The following is an 18,830-nucleotide window of genomic DNA, read 5'->3' as shown; positions in this document are numbered from 1 at the left end:
ATTGCCGCACAATTTCAGCAATCGCCCAGGCTGGGTGGATGTTGAGTGGATACCTACCCCGAGTTGTCTGAACTTTTTCCGGAGCGCCGGTGAGGCGTCACGCCGGGACCGCGAGCTGGGCCATCGGCAGCGGGCCCGGCGACGCCATGTAGAAGCCCTGGCCCAGCCGCACCCCCAGCCCACGCAGCTTCTCGTGCTCGGCGGGCGTCTCGATCCCCTCGGCGATGAGCATCGCCCCGATGTCGTCGGCGAAGCTGACCAGCGAGCGGGCCAGCGCCCCCCGCACCGGGTCGGTGTCGATGCCCCGGGTCAGAGTGATGTCCAGCTTGATGATGTCCGGGCGCAGCTGCAGGATGTGGCTGAGGCTGGCGAACCCGGCGCCCGCGTCGTCGACCGCGATGAGCACCCCGGCGGCGCGCAGCTCGTTGGTGACCTGCACCAGCGCGTCGTAGTCGTGCACCTGGGTGTGCTCGGTCAGCTCGACCCCGATGCCCCGGTCGGCGTGCGCCAGCAGCGTGTTGATCACGGTCGGGTTCATCAGCGCCTCGACCGACAGGTTCGTGCTGAGCCAGGCGCCGGCCGGGATGTGGTCGAGGCTCAGCAGGGCCTGCTCGACCGCCAGCAGCTCCAGCTCCACGCCGATGCCCGCTTCGGTGGCGGCCTTGAACGCGTGCGCCGGGTTGGTGAAGTGCGGGTCGAAGCGGGCCAGCGCCTCGTACGCCTTAACGGTCCCGTCGTACAGCTCGACGACGGGCTGGAAAGCCATCTCGACGGCCTGGGCGCTGAGCACGTGGCGCGCCGTACGGTCGGCGGGGAGCGGGGGCAGCGTGACGGTCATGCCGGATAGATCGGCGGACCAGCTCAACGCAGCCTCTATCGCCTTTCAAGAGGGCGACAAGCTTGACAGGCGATCCTCAGGAACCCGCGGGGCGGGGCGCGCACAGGCCGGAGCCGGGGCCCGTGCGGGCCCCGGCTCCGGTTGCCGGTTGCGGTCGGCGGGTCAGTTCTTCCAATCCAGTACGGCCGCCCAGTACATCAGCGCGGCCGCGTTCGCCGCCGTGACGGTGGGCTTCTTGCTGACGGCCTCAGCCAGGATCTTGACCGAGTACAGGGCGAACTGGCCGTGGTCCAGCTTGTTGTCCAGCTCGGTCAGCGTTCCCTTGTTCGCCGTGGCCAGGTACTTGTGGGTCAGCTCCTTGAGCCACGCGACGGTCGGCTTGACGGTGTAGCCGATCGTCACCGGGTTCGCGGCGTTGCCCGCCTTGTCCTTGCCGCCGACACAGGTGACCGTGTAGCCGCCGTGGTTGTCCATGGTGACCGTGGCCGTGGCCTTGGCACCCACACCGGACCCGGAGTCGGCCGTGGCGCAGCCGACCGTCGGGATGGCGTCAGGGCCGAACTTGGCTCCATCCGTGGCACCGGTGACGGTCACCGTCGGCGCGGTCCGGTCGACGTTGACCTTCGTGCCGGCGGTGGCCGAGTTGCGGGCCTTGTCGGTGCCGGTGCCGGTGACTGTCTGGCCGGCGCCCTCCGCGGTGACCTTCTCGGCGGCCGGGCAGGCGGCCACCCCGGACAAGTTGTCGGTGCAGGTGTACTGCACGGTCGGTGCGGTGCGGTACCAGCCGTCGGCGGTGGCGTCGCCGACCACGGTGGCGGTGATCGCCGGGGCGGTCAGGTCGACGTTGACGGAGACGGAGGCGTTGGCGGTGTTGCCGGCCTTGTCCGTCGCGGTGCCGCTGATCGACTGGCCGGTGCCGTCCGTGGTGACCGTACGGTCGGCCGGGCAGCTGGCCACACCGGAACCGGTGTCCGCGCAGGTGAAGTGGACGGTCGGGGCACTGCGGTACCAGCCGTCCGCGCTCTTCTCACCGATCACCGTGGCGGTGATCACCGGGGCGGTCAGGTCGACGTTGACCTTCGCGCCGGCGCTGTCCGCGTTGCCGGCCTTGTCGGTGCCGGAGCCGGTGACGCTCTGCCCGGCGCCCTCCTTGGTGACCTGCTGGTCCGCGGGGCAGGCCGCCACGCCGGACAGCACGTCGGCGCAGGTGAAGTGGACCGTCGGGGCGGTGCGGTACCAGCCGTCCGGGCTCGCCTCGCCGGTGACCGTGGTGGACACCGTCGGCTTCGTCAGGTCCACGTTGACCGTGATCGCGGCGCTGGCCGGGTTGCCGGCCTTGTCGGCGCCGGTGCCGGTGACCCGCTGGTTGGCACCCTCGGCGGTGACCGGGATGTCGGCGGGGCAGTTGGCCATGCCGGAGGTGGCGTCGGTGCAGGTGAAGTGCACGGTCGGGGCGGTGCGGTACCAGCCGTCCGGGCTGGCGTCGCCGACGATCGAGGCGGTGATGGCGGGCGCGGTCCGGTCGACGTTCACCTTGACCGTGGTCGCGGCGGTGTTGCCGGCCTTGTCGTACGCGATGCCCAGGACCTCCTGGTCGGCGCCGTCCGTGGAGATCACCTTGTCGGCGGGGCAGCTGACGATGCCGGAGCCCGCGTCGGCGCAGGTGAAGTGCACCGTCGGGGGCGTGGCGAACCAGCCGGCCGCGTTGGGCTCGCCGACGACGGTCGCGGTGATGGTCGGCGCGTCCTGGTCCACGGACACGGTCACGCTGGCCGTGGCGGTGTTGCCCGCCTTGTCCACCACGGTGCCGCTGACCTGCTGCGGCCCGTCGGTGTTCACCTGGGTGTCCGCGGGGCAGGTGGCCACGCCGGAGAGGGCGTCGGCGCAGGTGAAGTGGACCACCGGAGCGTTGTCGTGCCAGCCGTCGGCGTTCGTGGCGCCGACGATCGCGGCGGTGATGGTCGGGGCGGTCTTGTCCACGTTGACGGTCGTCGCGGCGGTGGCCGTGTTACCGGCCTTGTCCGTCGCGGTGCCGCCCAGCACCTGGCTGGCGCCCTCGGCGCTGACGGTCTTGTCGGTGGGGCAGTTCGCGACGCCCGACACCGAGTCGGTGCAGGTGTAGCCGACGGTGGGGTCGGTGCGGTACCAGCCGTCCTCGCTGACGGTGCCGCGGACCTTGGCGAGCACGCCCGGGGCCTTGCGGTCCAGGTTCAGCACGACGGTGGCGGTGGCGCTGTTGCCGGCCTTGTCGTACGCAGTACCGGTGATCTTGCGCCCGGCGCCGTCCTCGTCGACCTTCTCGTCCGGCGGGCAGCTCAGCAGCGTGGACGAGCCGGCGTCGGAGCAGGTGAAGTGGACGGTCGCGCCGCCGGTGTACCAGCCGTCGGCGTTCTTGTCGCCGGCGACCGACGCGGTGATCACCGGGGCGATCTGGTCGATGCTCAGCGTGACGGTGGTGGTGGCCGAGTTGCCGGCCTTGTCGTACGCGGTGCCGGTGACCTTCTGGCCCGCCCCGTCGGTGGTGACGGGAAGGTCGGCCGGGCAGCTGGCCACGCCGGAGTCGGCGTCGGTGCAGGTGAAGTGGATGGTGACCGGGGTGCGCCGCCAGCCGTTCACCGCGACCGGCGAGGCCGTGGCGGTGATGGTCGGCGGGGTCTTGTCGCCGGTGCCCGACTGGGCCGGCGGGGTGGGGGCGGGGGCCGTCACCGTCGTCGTGGGGACGGGGGTGGCGGTCGGCGCCGGGGCGGGCGACGTGGTGGGCGCGGTGACCGTCGTGGTCTGGCCGTCCCAGACCGGAACGGTGCCGAGCAGCGCGTTGCTGCCGCCGTTCTCGTTGTACGCCTTGATCTGGAGGATCCACTCCTTGGTGGGGTCGATGTCGAGCACCGTGGAGGTGCTCGACGCGTCGACCTTCACCGTGCTGGTGACCTTGCCCTGGCCGTAGCCGACGAGGTAGTACGTCGGGTTCGGGGTGACGCCCGGCGCCTTCCAGGAGAGGGTGACCCGGCCGGGGTTGTCCGCGTTGCGGGTGACCACGAGGTTCGTCGGGTCGGCCGGCCGGTAGCGGTCCATGAGGGACTTCGCGGTCAGGCAGGCGCCGAAGTCGTTCTCGGCGGTGACCGTGAGGTTGTACGCCCGCTCCGGGTCGATGCCCTCGTACCGGAAGCTCGTGTCGCTGATGACCCTGTCGGCCAGCACGGAGCTGTCGGAGAGCTTGCTGAGCACGACGCGGTAGCCGGTGACCGGGGTGTAACCGGGCGACGGCGGGGTGCGCCAGGTGACGGAGGCGACCGTGCCGTCCGACTCGCGGGTCGGCAGCATGCCGGAGACGTAGCCCGGGGCCAGCGACTTGAGCGTGTAATACCCGGTGAACGTGCCGTCGCCGGTCGCGTCGGCCCCCGCGACGCGGATCTTGTACGAGGAGCACGAGTCCGGGTCGTCCAGCAGGTAGCTGGTGGTGTCGCCGGGAACCGTCACCACGGTGTCCACGTCGCGGTCGACGATGTCGACCTTGTACTGGGCGGCCCCCGTCACGGCCGGCCAGCTGATGAGGATCTTGTGCGGGTCGTCGGCGACCCGGGCCACGGCCAGGCTCTTGGGCGCGGCGAGCGCCGCGTGCGCGACGCCCGGCATCGCCGTGACGGCGACTGCCGTGCCTACCAACCCCGCGCCCATGAGGGCGAGCGTTCGCCTGGCGTCCATCTGAGCCTCTTTCCGTGGTGAATCGCTTCGGTTCTCGGATCGGCGCCCTTCCTCAAGCCGAACTCAACGGAAGGTCAGCGGGGGCGCAAGAATTCGCGGGGCCGGGTCAGGGGACCGCTAGGTGCTCGGTGCCCGACTCGAACGGCTCGACGGCGGCCGGCGTGGGCAGGGTGAGCCAGATCCGGGTGCCGCCGCGGAACGTCGGGTCGGCGCCGATCGCGCCGCCGTGGCGTTCCACGATCCGGCGGCAGATCGTCAGGCCCAGCCCGGTGCCGGGATAGCCGGCCTCCGCGTGTGCCCTGTGCATCTCGCCGAAGATCGACTCGTGCTGGCCGTCGGGGATGCCGATGCCGGAGTCGGTCACCTCGACGCACAGCCAGCCGTCGGCGCTCGCACGGGCGGAGATGTGCACCCGGGCGGCCTCGCCGGGACGCACGTACTTGACCGCGTTGGACACCAGGTTGTCGAAGACGCGGCGCAGCATGACGTCGTCGCCGCGTACCGCGGGCAGCGGGTCGACCGTGATCCGCGGTACCACCCCGGAGCGGTGCCGCACCTCACTGGTCTGCGCGGCGGCCACCTCGGCGACCACGGCGGTCAGGTCGACCGTGTCCACCTGCAGATGGCCGCCGCGGGCCGTCGCGTACGTCAGCATGTCGTCGATCAGCGAGCGCATCCGTTCGGTGCCGTTGCTGATCTGCGTCACGAACTCGTCGAACTCGACAGGGCGCGGCACGCCGAAGTCGACGTGCGCCAGCAGCTGCGCGTATCCGCAGATACCGGCCAGCGGGCTCTTGAGGTCGTGGCTGATCTCCCGCGAGAACGCCTCCAGCTCGGCCACCGAGCGGGTCAGCTCCCGTACGGTCCGCTCGAGGTCGGCGTTGCGCTGGCGGGCGAGTTCCAGCTCGGCCTGCACGGCGGCGTCCTCGGTGGGGGAGCCGGGGTCCACGGCGGGCACGGTGGGCTCACGGTCGGAGACGATCGTCTGCCGTCCCCGCCGCGCCCACTGCCGCCAGCTGCCGAACACGAGTCCCATATCGCTGCCGTTCCTGCCGATGTGATCCGAAGTGACGTAGATCCTGTGCCGCCGCATCGGGGTCAGCCCGCGCGGCTAGCGTCGGCGAGGTAGCTGTTCATGGCCAGCACCGCGCCGGCGACGGCGCGCTCGACCTCGGCGACCTCGGTGGCCAGCTCCTGCTCACCGGCCTCGGCGATGGCCAGCTGCTCGACCCGGGCGCAGGCCGAGGCCAGCGGATCCGCGCCGAGCAGGGCGCTGGACGACTTGAGGGTGTGCGCGGTGGCCCGCAGCGCGTTGCGGTCCCGGCGGCGCAGCGCGTCGCTGAGCGCGGAGCGCCGCTCGTCCAGCTGGGACAGGAACGTGTTGACCGTGGTCACCACCAGGGACCTGTCGTCGAGCTGTTCCTCCAGATCGCGCAGCTTGCCGAGGTCCACGCAGACCGCCGGCGCCTCGGCCGGCTCCGGCTCGGCCTCGGTGTCGGCCTCCTCCGCGGCCGGGGCCTCTCCGGACAGGTACGGCTGCAGCGCCGCCCGAAGCTCCGGCAGGGTGATCGGCTTGCTGAGGTGCCCGGTCATCCCTGCCGCCAGGCAGCGCTCCTTGTCACCGTGCAGGGCGGTCGCGGTCAGGGCGAGAATCGGCGTCGTGTTGCCCGCCGCCCGGATGATCCGGGTGGCCTCCAGCCCGTCGGTGCCCGGCATCTGCAGGTCCATCAGCACCACGTTGTACGGCTTGTCGCCCAGCACCGCCTCGGCGGCCGCGGCGCCGTCGGCCACCGCCTCGCACTCGACGCCGAGCAGCTCGATCATGCGGCGGAACACGTTGCGGTTGATGTCGTTGTCCTCGGCCAGCAGCACCCGGCCGCCGGCCAGCTTCGGCACGGTGATCGGCGCGCCACGCACGCCGGTGCGCTCCAGGTTCAGCGCCGCGACGAGGCGCTTGAGCACCAGCGGCGCGGTGAGCACGCCGGGCTTGCGCACGATGCCGGTACGCGGGTCCGTCGTGCTGATCATCAGCGCCCGGCCGGTCGGCCCGACCGCCTCGATGATCGTGTCGACGCGCCGGTTCGCCTCGGGGTCGTGCGAGTCGTCGACCCACAGCACGGTGTCCACGTCGAGTTTGCGGACCACCACGTCGGCCAGTACGGTCGGCGTCGCCTGCGCCCCGGCGGTCTCCAGCAGCCAGCACAGCGCCTGCACCGAACGCGGGCCCGGGGCGATCACGGCGATCCGCCGGCCGGCCAGCGGCCGGGCCGGGTCGGCCTTGCGCACGTGGGCGGGCTCCAGCGGCAGCCGGATCCGGAACTCGGAACCCTTGCCCAGCTCGGAGGTGACGTCGATGTCGCCGCCCATGCGGTGCACCAGCCGGGCGGCCAGCGCCAGACCCAGCCCGGCACCCTCGTGGCGGCGCGCCGCGGACGAGTCGGCCTGCACGAACGGGGCGAACACCCGCGCCCGGTCCTGGTCGTCCATGCCGGGGCCGGTGTCGGAGACGGCCAGCACGTACGTGCCGTCGCCCTCGCGGGCCGCGGTGATGATGACCTCGCCGTGCTCTGTGAACTTGACCGCGTTGCCGACGACGCTGGTGAGCACCTGCCGCAGGCGGTCGGGGTCGCCGAGCACCGTGGTCGGCATGTCGGGGCCGAGCGCGGCCAGCAGCAGGATCCCCTTGCTGCGGGCCTGCTGCTGCAGCGGCTCCAGGATGCCTTCCAGCAGCGGGCGCAGCGCGACCGGCCGCCGTTCGAGGTTGAGCCGGCCGGTCTCCAGCCGGGCCAGGTCGAGCAGGTCGTCGGTGAGGTGCTTGAGGGCGTGCGTCGAGCGGTGCACGCCGTCGACGACCTCACGGACGTCCTGCTGCAGCGGCAGGGCGCGCAGCAGGTCCACCATGCCGACCACGGCGGTGACGGGGGTGCGGATCTCGTGGCCGAGCAGGGCCAGGAACTGCGACTTGGCGCGGGCCGCGGCGTCGTCGGCGTTGGTGTCGACGGGGCCGACGACGCGCTGTTCGGTCGTCACGAGGCGGCGGTGGTCGCCGCAGTCGGTCTCCAGGTGCGAGATCCGTACGGTCTGCTGGCCGGAGGCGGCGCACTTGCAGCGCAGCACGACCGGCGGGGTGCCCGGGGTGAGGGTCCGGACCGCGTTGATCATCCCGGCGTGGGCGGCGCACCCGGGTATGGACGGGGTGAGCCCGGCGCCCTCGGGGGCGTGCAGCGGGCCGTCCTGCTCGGACTCCCGCCACCGGGTGTTGGCGACCAGGACCCGTCCTTCAGGGTCGACGATTGCCGCGGGACCGAGAACCGCCTCGACCAGCGTGCGCGCCGCAAATCCCATGCGCTGACCTTTCCGGGGAGCCGGACCCGGACGGGTCCGCGCACCATGATGTGCAAGGCCGGGCGCGAGGCGGGGAGCGTTCGGTAGCGGATCGGGTGCCGTGCGCCGGGCCCGGCGAAACGGCCGGCGCGGGGTCACGCGAAGCGAGCGGCGCGGTGGGCGCCGGCGGTGACCCGGCTGCGGCGGCGCAGCGCGCCGAACCCGGCACCGGCCACCGCCAGCGCGGCCAGCGACCACGGGAGCAGGTCGACCGGGCCGCGGACGGCGGCGCGGGGCGGCACCGCGGAGACCAGCACCCGGCTGGCGCCCGAGACGGAACGGCCGATGACGATGATGCTGGCGCCGGACTGCCCGGCGGTGATCAGCGATTCGGGGACGGTCACCTCGACCCGGCCGGTCTCGTCCGTACGGGCCTGCTGGATCGGCTGGTCGCCGAGGCGGATGTCGACCACCGACTTGGCCCGGTACGCGTAGCCCTCGACGCGCAGCTGGTCACCGTCGCTGACCCAGCTCAGCACGAGCGAGTCGGGACCGCCGGTGCTCGCCGCGGCGGCCGGCGCGGCGTGCGCCAGGAGGGCGGCGCAGATGCCGAACGCCAGCAGGACGAGGCTGAGGGCGGTGCGGGCGGGGGCGGTGACGATTCGCATGCCCCGAGGTTCGGCAGGAACCGGGGCGGCCGCACGGTACCGAGGCAAGCTTTCCCGCCCGTTGACCCAACCTTGAGGCGGCGTACCGGGCCTTGAGCAAGCGCCCCCGGGCGATCGGCTTGAGCTCTTCCAGAGCCGGCCTTGAGCGCACCGTGAGCTCTGCCGCCGACAGGACCCTCCGGCATTCCCCTCAACTACTGGGAGACCTCATCTCTATGGCTTCGCTACCCGCATCCTCGCCGTCGCGCCGTCCCGGCCGCCGGACGGCCACCCGGATGCTGTTCGCCGCGTTGCTGCCCGTGCTGGCGACCCCCGCCCTGCCGGGCGCGATCGCCCACGCGGTCGCCGACCCGGGCGACCCCGGCTACTCGCTCGCCTCGACGCTGAGCCCGGCCGCCCTGAGCGCTGCCGACTGCGCCGCGGACGCGCGCTGCGTGGCGGCGCCCGCCCCGATCAGCGGCGACAACTACAACGCCCTGAAGGCCGCGGTCGCGTCGGCCGCCGCGCTGGCTGCCCCGGCCGTGGTGGACGGCACCGGCGCCGTGGTCACCCCGGCCCAGCCGGGCACGGTGTTCCTCGCCCCCGGCACCTACGCGCTGGCCAGGAGCCTGAAGCTGCCGCCGAACGTCAATCTGCGCGGCAGCGGCATCAGCGCCACCACGCTCGCCATGATCACGTCGAGCTGGGCGAACTTCAGCTACAGCTTCCTCGTGCGCTGGGACGACACCGCTGCGGTGTCGCCGGGCAGCACGAACCTGGTCTCCGACCTGACCGTGAACGGCAACTGCCGGGAGGGCGCCGGCGCCCCCGTGCCGGCGGACATGCCGGCGCGCCCGGGCGAGCTGTGCGACTTCCGGGTGGGCACGGGCGCCAGCACGAACGTCGGCGGCGGGATCAGCGTGGCCGACCGCTGGACCGTCCGCCAGGTGCGCTTCACCAACCTGGAGTACTTCAAGCTCTGGGTGAACGGCGTCAACGACGTCCGGATCACCGACAACCGCTTCGACAACTGGGGCGGTGCGGAGTCCGGCGACGAGGACAACATCGGCGGCGGTGGCCGCAACGAGCGCGCGGTCATCGAGTACAACCAGTTCGACAAGACCATCCGCGGCAACAGCATGGACTTCACCAACGCCATCCAGACCACGATCCGCGCCAACACGGTCTACACCGACCCGGCCGTCGCGGCGGCCCGGGGTACGGAGTACGGCAACCTCTACATGGAGGGCGTGCCGCAGGCGACGATCGTCGACAACGTCATGTACGGCGGGCACATCACGCTGCAGTCGAACAGCAAGTACTCGCACACCGGGACGAACAAGGACATCACCAACCCGCGTGACTCCGTCGTGCGGGGTAACCGCCTGATCAACTCCACGGACGCGGGCGTCATCATCTCGTACGACGACTACGCCGACGCCGACAGCTCGTACGGCACGCTCGGCTCGTGGACCACCAGCAGCACCGACCCCAACGACCACGTCGTGCGGGCCGGCGGCAACAACGTCGTCGCGGACAACGTCATCACCAACTCCCGCAAGAGCGGCGTCGTCATCGTCGGCCTGATGGACCGGGTCAAGGACACCGCCGACACGGTCACCGGCAACGCGATCACCGACGCCGGTTTCGGCAACCCCGCCTCCGAGGCGAACACCGGCGCCGGCACGTTCGAGCACAGCGGCGTCGGCATCTCCATCGGCAACGGCGACAAGGTCTACGGCAACCAGATCACCGACGACCAGACCGGCCCGACCACCTGGCACGGCGTGCACATCGGCGCCCGCAACGCGGTCAGCACGATCAAGAACACGGTCCTGACCGGCCCGGCCGGCGAGACCAACACGGTCGCCGGGATCATCGGGGTGCCGGTGCGCTACGCCGCGTCCGCCGCCCTCGCCCCGACCGGCCTGGCGACCACTGCCACCGGCGTGACCTGGACCGACTCGACCCCGACGACCACCGCGCCGATCGCGGGCTACCGCGTCTACCGCAACAACGTGCTCGTCGCCGACCAGCCCGTGGGCAGCGGCGCCGTCCCCGGCAACATGGTCGCGGACGCCGACTCGACGGTCGACGCGGACGCCTCCGGCTGGACCCAGGTCTCCAACACGAGGATCGGCTACTACAACGGTGCCGGTGCGCTGGGCAGCGGCTCGCTGTCGCTGACCGCGGTGGCCGCGGGCCAGGTCAACGCGTCCGGACGCTTCCTGTCGATCGTGCCCGGCCAGACCTACACCACCACCGCCGTGTACCGGTCGCTGACCGGTACGGGCCAGCGCGGCCGGACCGGCATCGAGTACTACGACGCCAACAAGACGCGCCTCTCCCGGCTCGCCACCTCCAACAACTACTCGGTCGACAACGCGACCGGGTGGATCACCAGCTGGTACACCAGCACCGCCCCGGCCAACGCCGTCTACGCCAAGGTGTTCGTCCTGGTCGACAACACCCAGGCCGGCGACGTGCACCTGGTCGACCGGATCGGCATGGTCGCGGGCACCGGCGTCCAGCAGTGGACCGACCCGGCTCCCGCGTCGGGCACCACCTACCGGGTGGCCGCCTACCGGGTGGGCGACGGCCAGCCCGGCTGGCTGTCCGGGGTGACCGCGCCCTGACCGCCACGCGGAGACCCTGACCGCCACGCGGAGACCCTGACCGCTATGCGGAGACCCTGACCGCCATGCGGAGACCCTGACCGCCATGCGGAGACCCTGACCGCCATGCGGAGACACCGTGCCGCGCTGAGCCTCTGACGCGCGCACACCCCCGCCGCCCCGCCGGGCCGCAAGACCCGGCGGGGCGGCGCCGTATCCGGTGACCGCGCCGGCCCGGCGGTGAACTGCGGCGTCGTGTCCGGTTCCCGGTGCACCACCGGCCGGGTGAGCGGGGCGGGAAACGTCTCAAGCGGGCGGTGCACCGACCGATGGGAGGGGGTCGCAGTCCGCTTCGAGCCGTTCACGCGTCCGCCGGGAGGGATCGTCATGTCGCTCGACCTCGCCGACGCGCCCGCGGCGCCCGCGGCGGCCCCGCCCGCGGCGCCCGCGGCGGCCCCGCCCGCGGTCACCGACCCGGTCCGTGCGCTCGACGAGCTCCGGGCGGGCCTCGCGCTCGCGGAGTCCGTGGAGCGCGGTGTCGCCGCCGCCACGGTGGCGTACCGCGAGCCCGGCGACCCGCCGTCGCGCCCCCCGGCCCGCCATCGGCGGCGCCTGCAGCTGCGGGACCTCCCCGCCGTCGCGGACCGGCTGTGGCGTCTCCCGCTCGGCCTGGCGGTCGCCCTGTTCGCCTCGTGCGGCCCGGCGCACGCGCTCGGGCACACCGACTTCGTGTACTACGCCGTCCTGATCGGGCTGGTGCTCAGTGGGCTGGCCGTCCCCCTCGGGCTGGCCGGCCTGCGGCAACGGACCCCGGCCGAGCGGGCCGCCGAGCAGGTCGCCGCCCACCCGGTCGACCGCGGCCCCGCCCCGCCCGAGACCACCCGACCCGTCCGGCAGGTAACCGCATGACGTCCACCCTCCCCGCCCCGTCGCGGGTCACCGCCCCGGCGCCGCCCGGCACCCACCGGGCCCTGAACGCCCTGCGCGCCGTCGCGGCCGTACTCGTGGTGATCTACCACCTGCGCAGCCTGCTGTTCGTCGATGCCGCCCGGGCGGGTGAGGGCATCCCGACCCGGGCCCTGTACGTGGTGACCGGCCTCGGCCCCGCGGCGGTCCTGGTGTTCTTCGTGCTCAGCGGCTACTGGGTGGGCGGCAGCGTGATCGCCGGATTCCGCCGGGACCGCTTCCGCTGGGCGGGCTACGCCACCGCCCGCCTGAGCCGGCTGTGGATCGTGCTCGTCCCCGCGGTGGTGCTCACGGCGATCCTGGACCACGTGGGCCTCGCCCTTCTCGGGCACACCTCGATCTACGCCGGTGACCCGGCCTACCACCACACCGTGCCCGTGGCGGACCTGGCCGGGCGGCTGACCCCGCTGACCGCGCTGGGCAACATCGGGTTCGTGCAGACGATCGCGGTGCCCACGTACGGCACGAACGCCTCGCTGTGGTCGCTGGCGTACGAGGCCGCCTTCTACGTGATCTTCCCGCTGGCCCTGTACGCCTGGAAGGGCCGCGGCCCGCTGGCCGCCCGGATCCTCAACGCGGTCCTGCTGCTCGCCGTGTGCGCCCTGGTGGGCCCGAAGGTCCTGATGTACCTGCCGGTGTGGCTGATGGGTGCCGCGGTGGCCCTGTTCCGGGACCGGATCGCCGCCGTGCTGGCGGGGCTTCGGCCCGGCGTGCTGGCGCTCGCCCGCGCGGGTGCCGCAGCGGCGGTCGGCGCCGCCCTGTACGCCACCCAGGCCAGCTACTCGGGCCGCAACGTGCTGCTGCTCGCGGGCGCCACCACGGTGCTGCTGGTCCTGCTGGTCCAGGATCTGCGCTGGGGTGGCCTGCCCGGCCGGGCACTCGACGCGCTGTCGGCGTACGCCGAGTCGTCGTACTCGCTGTATGCGGTCCACCTACCGATCGCCGCGATGATCGCGGCGCTGCTGACGCCGCAGGCCGCGCACCGGTGGGCGCCCTCGCTCGCGCACTGTGCGGCACTGGTCGCGATCGGCGCGGCGCTGGTGTGGGCGGGCTGGCTGTTCGCGTGGGCCACCGAGCGGCACACCGGGCAGCTGCGGGCGCTGTTCGACAGCGTGTTGCGCCCGGCCGGCCGACACAGCGCGGAGCGAACTCCCAGCTGACGCACGGCTGCCCGATTCTCAGGGCGGCGCCGCCGTCGCCGATCAGCCTGGGGAAACGCGCGGCCGGCCGGTCGCGCCGGCCGGGGCTGGAAGGGGGCGTGCGGTGCGACGCGTCTTCAGCCGTGCCGGCTGGCTCGCCGCCCGCCCGTACCTGATCGTCTTCGCCGTCTCCTCGCTGATCGTCAGCCGGTGGTTCCGCACCGGCACGTTCATCGCCACCGGCGACATGGGCGCGTTCATCCGGCAGGGCTGGGCGCCCGAGGCGCTGTGGTCGTGGAACCACCAGACCACCGGCGCGGGCTCCGCCGGGTACACCATGGCCCGGGCGTTCGAGTTCATCCTCATCTGGTGCTGCAAGCAGGTCGGGCTCACCGAGTACTCCGCGCAGTGGCTGTTCTACACGTGCATCTACGGGCTGGTCGGCTTCGGCATCGCGTACCTGGCCGGGGCGTTCGTGCGCAGTCAGGTCGGCATCGTGGCGGCCGGGGTGTTCGGGGTGCTCAACGGGTTCTTCCTGACCCGGCTGCCGAACCCGCTCAACATCATCTCGGTGGGGTCGATCGCACTCGTCACCGGCATCGCGATGCGGGTGGCGCTGGGCCGGCGGATGCCCACGCCCATCGCCGGGTTCGCGCTGATACCCACCTCGTTCCTGGCGTTCAACCCGCCCATGCTGCTGGTCGCGTACGCGTGGGCGGTGGGCGGCACCCCGCTACTGGCGGTGCTGGTGGTGGGGCGCGACGGCGCGAAGCGGCTGCTCTGGTGGTTCGTCAAGGCCGCGCCGTGGGCGATCGTGCTCAACGCGTGGTGGCTGTTCCCGCTCGCCCAGTCGTACATCGGCGGCGGCGGCGCGACCGCGAACGCCGCCTTCACCGACCCCACCAACTGGTCCTGGTCGCAGATCAACAACTCGCCGCCGAACATCCTCACGATGGTGGCCAACTGGGCGTGGTTCCGGCCGCAGTACCTGCCGTTCGCCGCGGACCTGGACAAGCCCGCGTGGATCTGGATCCGCTACCTGCTGCCCGTCCTGGTGTTCGTCGCGCCGCTGCTGGCCCCGCGCCGGCTGCGCCGGCTGGCGTTCGGGCTGCTCGCGCTGATCCTGCTGTTCGTCTTCCTGGCCAAGGGCCTGCGTCCGCCGCTGAACCAGCTCAACATGTTCCTGTACCTGCACGCCCCCGGCTTCTGGCTGTTCCGCGAGCCGATGAGCAAGCTGGGGCAGCTGCTGGTGTCGTTCTTCGGGGTGATGCTGGCCATCGGCGTGGAGGGCATGCTGACGCGGCTGCGCGCCTCTGTGCGCTTCCGGCTCGCGTGGCCGCGGCGGGCGGCCGCCACGGCGTCGGTGACCCCGCTGGTGCTGGTGCTGGCCTACCCGTTCCCGCTCTACACCGGCGGCGTGATGCCCGACGAGCGGCCCACCCAGCCGTCGACCCACGTACGGGTGCCGCAGGACTGGTGGGATCTGGCCAAGCGGATCAACGCCGACACCCGCCCCGGCAAGGTCCTGGTCCTGCCGCTCGACGACTACTACCAGATGCCCACGACGTGGGGGTTCTTCGGCGCGGACAGCATCGCGAACCTGCTCATCCAGCACCCGGTGATCCAGCCCAAGCCGGGCGGCTACTTCGGTGACGTCCCCGGCTTCGGCGCCGAGGTACACGGCGTCGAGGATGCGCTGCTGGCCGGGGACCTCGCCCCCGTACCGAAGCTGATGGAGGCCATCGGGGCCAGCAAGCTGATCATCCGGCACGACCTGGTCCGGGGCCTGCCGAACCGGTACTTCGCCGACGACCGGGTGCTCTCCGCGGCCATGACCAAGGTGCCGGGCGCCCAGATGGTCTCCGACGGGACCCTGCAGCTGTGGCAGTTCAACGGCGGCAGCAGCGAGACCGTGCGCACCTACGACCGGGTGCTGGACGCGCCCGCGCGGGCCGATGCGGCCGCCGCGGTGGTGGGCACGGTGGACTCGCGTACGGCCATCGCCGCCCGCACCGACACCACCCCGGCCACCACCAGCCCGCAGGTCGACGACACCGCCGCGGTCACCCCGGACGTGGTGCACTGGCCCGTGCCCGCGGTCGACTCCGGCTCACCGGTCACCACCGTCGACGTGGCGGCCGGCACGTACACCCTGGCCCAGCGGGCCCGGGCCGCGGCGGTGCTGACGCCGAGGGTGGACACCGCGCACCACCGCCTGCTGCTGGAGGACCCCACGGTGGTGAAGGTGGACGGCAGGGCCGTGTCGAGCCGTCCCGCCCTGCCCGTGCCGTTGCCCGCCGGGCGTGAGGTCCTCGCGGTGCAGGCGGGCACCCGTACCGTGTCGCTGGACGGCTGGGGGCGTGACGCTTCGACGCCGCCCACCGTGCAGGTGGGCTCCGCCACGAAGCTGACCATGCTCGCCGCGTCGGGGACGAAGGTCTCCGCCACCGATTACGCCCCGGTGTTCGACTGCAACAACTACGAGCCGCGGCCGTTGCGGGAGCTGCAACTCAGTCAGACCATCACGAAGACCCCGCAGGGCCGTACAGTGCGGCTCAGCGCGGCCGACCACGCCGCCTGCACGAGGGTGACGGTGCGCGACGCCAAGGCCGGGCAGGTCTACCGGATCCGGCTGCAGTACCGGCACGTCGCCGGGGCCCGTCCGCAGATCTGCCTGTTCCAGGCGGGGGCGTCGGGCTGCGAGCTGAGCGGGCGCCCCGTGCTCGACGACCGGTGGACGTCGTACGAGCAGGTGGTCACGATGGACAGCATCTCCAACGAGCTGCAGGTCATCCTGCACGCCGACGTCGGCGAGCGGCTCAAGGGCAAGACGGTGGTGGAATACCGCGGGCTCCAGATCGACGCGCTGGAGGCGGTAGCCACCCGGACGGTCTTCCCGCCGGCCGTCCCCGAGGTGACGGTGCAGCTGACCGCCGGCAAGCACCAGCTGCGGGTCGACGGCGGCCTCTCCGGCTCGGTGCTCGCTCCGTTCGAGCCGCTGGACGACTGCTTCCGCTACGACGACCAGACCATCGACCAGGCCGGGCTGGACGCCGACACCGAGACCGGTACGGACGGGGAGACGACCTACACCCTCAAGGCGGTGCAGCACCTGGCCTGCATCGGCTCGCCCGCCTCGGACATGGGCGCGTCGTCGCTGTACGAGCTGTCCATGCAGGCGCGCAGTGTCGCCCTGCGCAATCCCAAGTTCTGCCTGTACCTGCGCGGCCCCGACCTGTGCCGTACGCTGCCCGCGGTCGCGCTGTACCAGGGGTGGACCCCGTACGAGGCGTTGATCCCGCCGGACCCGACGGCGGTGGAGACCCGGCTCTACCTGTACGGCCTGCGCGATCCCAAGGGCCAGCAACAGTCCCAGGTCGAGTACCGCGGGGTGCGGCTGCGCCCGGTGGCCAGCCCGTCCTCGATCGTGCTGGTCCGCAACGCGGCGCCGCGGGCCACGTCCAGCGTGGACTACGCCCGGACGAACCCGGCCCAGTTCACCGGCACGGTCACCGCGTCCGGGCCCACCGCGGTGGCGCTCGCCGAGAACGCCGCTCCCGGCTGGGTTCTCACCGGCGTCGAGGGGGCTCGCAAGGTCACCCTCCAGGGCTGGATGAACGGCTGGCTGCTGCCCGAGGGCGGCACGGTGACGATGCGCTACACCCCGGCGCGGATCGGCCGGTACGCGCTCTACCTGCTGCCGATCGGGGTCGTGGCGTCGGTGGTGTTCATGTACCTGTTCCGCCTGCCCGCCGACCGCCCCCAGCTGTGGACGATGCGGCACCGCCGGCGCCGGTGGGCCGAACTGTTGTGGGCACGCCGGCCGCGGCTCGGCGCGGTGCTGCTGCTGATGTTGCGGAGGCGATCCGGATGATCGGAACTGTGCTGCGGCGTCTCGCCGGGGCGGCACCCCGCACGGCCGCCCTGGCCCGCAGCCGTCGTGGTCTGCGGGCCGCGATCGCGCTGGCCGTGGTGCTGCTGCTCGCGGTGGTGGGGCTGCTCAGCCGCTGTTCCACCGCACCGGAGACGGTCCGGGTGGCCGCGGTGGGGGACATGGCCTGCGACCCGGACGATCCTGACTTCGCCACCGGCGCGCACGACCACTGCCGCCAGAAGCAGGTGTCCGACCTGGCGGTCGCGCTGAACCCGGACGTGCTGCTGGGCCTCGGCGACTTCCAGTACGAGCTGCCGACCTCGACCGCGTACCGCACGGTGTACGGGCCGAGCTTCGGGCGGCTGATGAGCCGTACGGTGCCGGTCTTCGGCAACCAGGAGTACAAGGTGCAGGACGCCAACTCGTTCACCGCGTACTTCGGCAAGCAGGTCAAGGACGCCCGCGGGTACTGGTCGCAGGACCTCGGCCGGTGGCACCTGGTGGTGCTCAACTCCAACTGCTTCGCCGTGGCCGGAGGCTGCGGCAAGGGCTCACCGCAGCAGACCTGGCTCGACGACGACCTGAAGCGGACCGACCGCACGTGCGTGATCGCCGCGTGGCACCACCCGCGCTGGTCGTCCGGCATCGGCGGCCCCGACCCGCGCACCGCGGACCTGTTCCGCACGCTCTACGCGCACCGGGTCGAGCTGGTGCTGTCGGGCCACGACGCCGACTACGAGCGGTTCGCCCCGCTCAACCCCGACGGCCGCAAGGACCCGCTCGGCGTGCGCCAGTACGTGGTCGGCACGGGTGGCCAGGCGCACTACCGGCCGGATCCGGTGGCGGACACCCCGGCGGCCAGGGCCGCCCGGCCGATCGGCGAGTTCGTCGACTTCGACCACCATGGTGTCCTGGAGCTGGAACTCAAGCCGAACTCGTGGAGCTGGAGCTTCCGTGCGGTCGGCGTCGGCAATCCGCTCGACAAGGGCGAGGAGCCCTGCCACTGATCCCCGTGCGGGTGGGGACGCCGCGTTACAGCGGCACGCGGGCGAGCTCCTGCATGGACACCGCGTCCGGCATCGGTGTGTACCGCACCAGCGACAGGCCGGCCGCCTCGACGGTCCCGAACGGCAGGCTGCTGCGGGCATCGACGTACTCGGCGAGTTTCGTCTCGTCGACCGCGGGCGGGCGGAACACCATGAGCGAGGCGTGTGCGGTTCCCCGGATGCGGTCGACGTCCACGCTCGGTACCGCCATCGGGCCGTGCGGCAGCTGATCGGTGTGCAGCCGTTCGCGCAACGTCCACAGGGCGGCGCTGGGAAACCCGCGGACGAAGATCCCGCCGGGCGCTCCGCCCAGCCCCCGGAACGTGACCCGCAGCGGCCCCAGCCCCGCGGAGACCCGGCGCAGCTGATCGGCGTACCGGTCGGCCTGAACCTGCGACACGTCGTCCTGGAATCCTTCCAGGCTGCGGATCGTGCAGTGCAGGTCCGCGGCCCGGTACACCAGGTGCGGCCCGGCCGCGGCCGCGGCGAGGCCGGGCAGCTCGGCGACGATCCGCTCCGCGGATCGCCCATCGATGCGCAGCACCACGCTGAGCCCCCAGCGCGGATCGCCGTGTACCGGTATCGCGTCCGGCACGTGCGTCCCGGAGCGCAGGGCGGCGTCACCGGCCGCCCAGAGACGCTCGTAGGTGGCCGCCAGAGCTTCCGGTCTCATGGGTCC

At 72.5% G+C, this 18,830-nt stretch carries 11 protein-coding genes; 5 read left to right on the top strand and 6 right to left on the bottom strand.

The window, feature by feature from the left end:
- Nucleotides 1-97: 97 nt before the first annotated feature.
- The 5 genes from ACMCNN_RS14745 to ACMCNN_RS14725 form a co-directional block, all read right to left on the bottom strand.
- Complete coding sequence (locus ACMCNN_RS14745) at nucleotides 98-838, bottom strand: EAL domain-containing protein (RefSeq protein ID WP_412746766.1); 741 nt, start codon at nucleotides 836-838, stop codon at nucleotides 98-100.
- Between the two features lie 162 nt (nucleotides 839-1,000).
- The gene (locus tag ACMCNN_RS14740; protein ID WP_412746765.1) at nucleotides 1,001-4,540 is read right to left on the bottom strand and encodes a fibronectin type III domain-containing protein; all 3,540 of its coding nucleotides are present in this window, start codon (nucleotides 4,538-4,540) and stop codon (nucleotides 1,001-1,003) included.
- A gap of 106 nt (nucleotides 4,541-4,646) precedes the next feature.
- Nucleotides 4,647-5,576, bottom strand: coding sequence for a sensor histidine kinase (locus ACMCNN_RS14735; protein WP_412746764.1), 930 nt, complete (start codon nucleotides 5,574-5,576; stop codon nucleotides 4,647-4,649).
- 62 nt (nucleotides 5,577-5,638) lie between these two features.
- Nucleotides 5,639-7,885, bottom strand: coding sequence for an ATP-binding protein (locus ACMCNN_RS14730; RefSeq protein ID WP_412746763.1), 2,247 nt, complete (start codon nucleotides 7,883-7,885; stop codon nucleotides 5,639-5,641).
- Nucleotides 7,886-8,019: 134 nt separating this feature from the next.
- Entirely contained in the window at nucleotides 8,020-8,532 is a 513-nt protein-coding gene (locus ACMCNN_RS14725) for a hypothetical protein (RefSeq protein ID WP_412746762.1), read from the bottom strand.
- 215 nt (nucleotides 8,533-8,747) lie between these two features.
- On the opposite strand from ACMCNN_RS14725, the gene ACMCNN_RS14720 reads away from it, so the two are divergent.
- The 5 genes from ACMCNN_RS14720 (at nucleotide 8,748) to ACMCNN_RS14700 (ending at nucleotide 18,112) form a co-directional block, all read left to right on the top strand.
- Complete coding sequence (locus tag ACMCNN_RS14720) at nucleotides 8,748-11,147, top strand: hypothetical protein (RefSeq protein ID WP_412746761.1); 2,400 nt, start codon at nucleotides 8,748-8,750, stop codon at nucleotides 11,145-11,147.
- A 366-nt stretch (nucleotides 11,148-11,513) separates the two neighbouring features.
- A complete protein-coding gene (locus tag ACMCNN_RS14715) occupies nucleotides 11,514-12,035 on the top strand; it encodes a hypothetical protein (protein ID WP_412746760.1) in 522 nt (173 codons plus the stop codon).
- A complete protein-coding gene (locus tag ACMCNN_RS14710; RefSeq protein WP_412746759.1) occupies nucleotides 12,032-13,252 on the top strand; it encodes an acyltransferase family protein in 1,221 nt (406 codons plus the stop codon). Before ACMCNN_RS14715 ends, ACMCNN_RS14710 begins: the two co-directional genes overlap by 4 nt.
- A gap of 103 nt (nucleotides 13,253-13,355) precedes the next feature.
- Nucleotides 13,356-17,105, top strand: coding sequence for a hypothetical protein (locus ACMCNN_RS14705; RefSeq protein WP_412746758.1), 3,750 nt, complete (start codon nucleotides 13,356-13,358; stop codon nucleotides 17,103-17,105).
- Complete coding sequence (locus ACMCNN_RS14700; protein WP_412746757.1) at nucleotides 17,102-18,112, top strand: metallophosphoesterase; 1,011 nt, start codon at nucleotides 17,102-17,104, stop codon at nucleotides 18,110-18,112. The genes ACMCNN_RS14705 and ACMCNN_RS14700 overlap by 4 nt, the downstream gene beginning before the upstream one ends.
- Before the next feature lie 25 nt (nucleotides 18,113-18,137).
- On the opposite strand, the gene ACMCNN_RS14695 is transcribed toward ACMCNN_RS14700, so the two are convergent.
- Nucleotides 18,138-18,824, bottom strand: coding sequence for a 2'-5' RNA ligase family protein (locus ACMCNN_RS14695; RefSeq protein WP_412746756.1), 687 nt, complete (start codon nucleotides 18,822-18,824; stop codon nucleotides 18,138-18,140).
- Nucleotides 18,825-18,830 lie beyond the last annotated feature (6 nt).

Source organism: Krasilnikovia sp. MM14-A1004 (genome assembly GCF_047159485.1).
Classification (GTDB): domain Bacteria; phylum Actinomycetota; class Actinomycetes; order Mycobacteriales; family Micromonosporaceae; genus Actinoplanes.
Note: the sequence above shows the minus strand (reverse complement) of the source record. Positions and strands in the feature narration are given on the sequence as shown.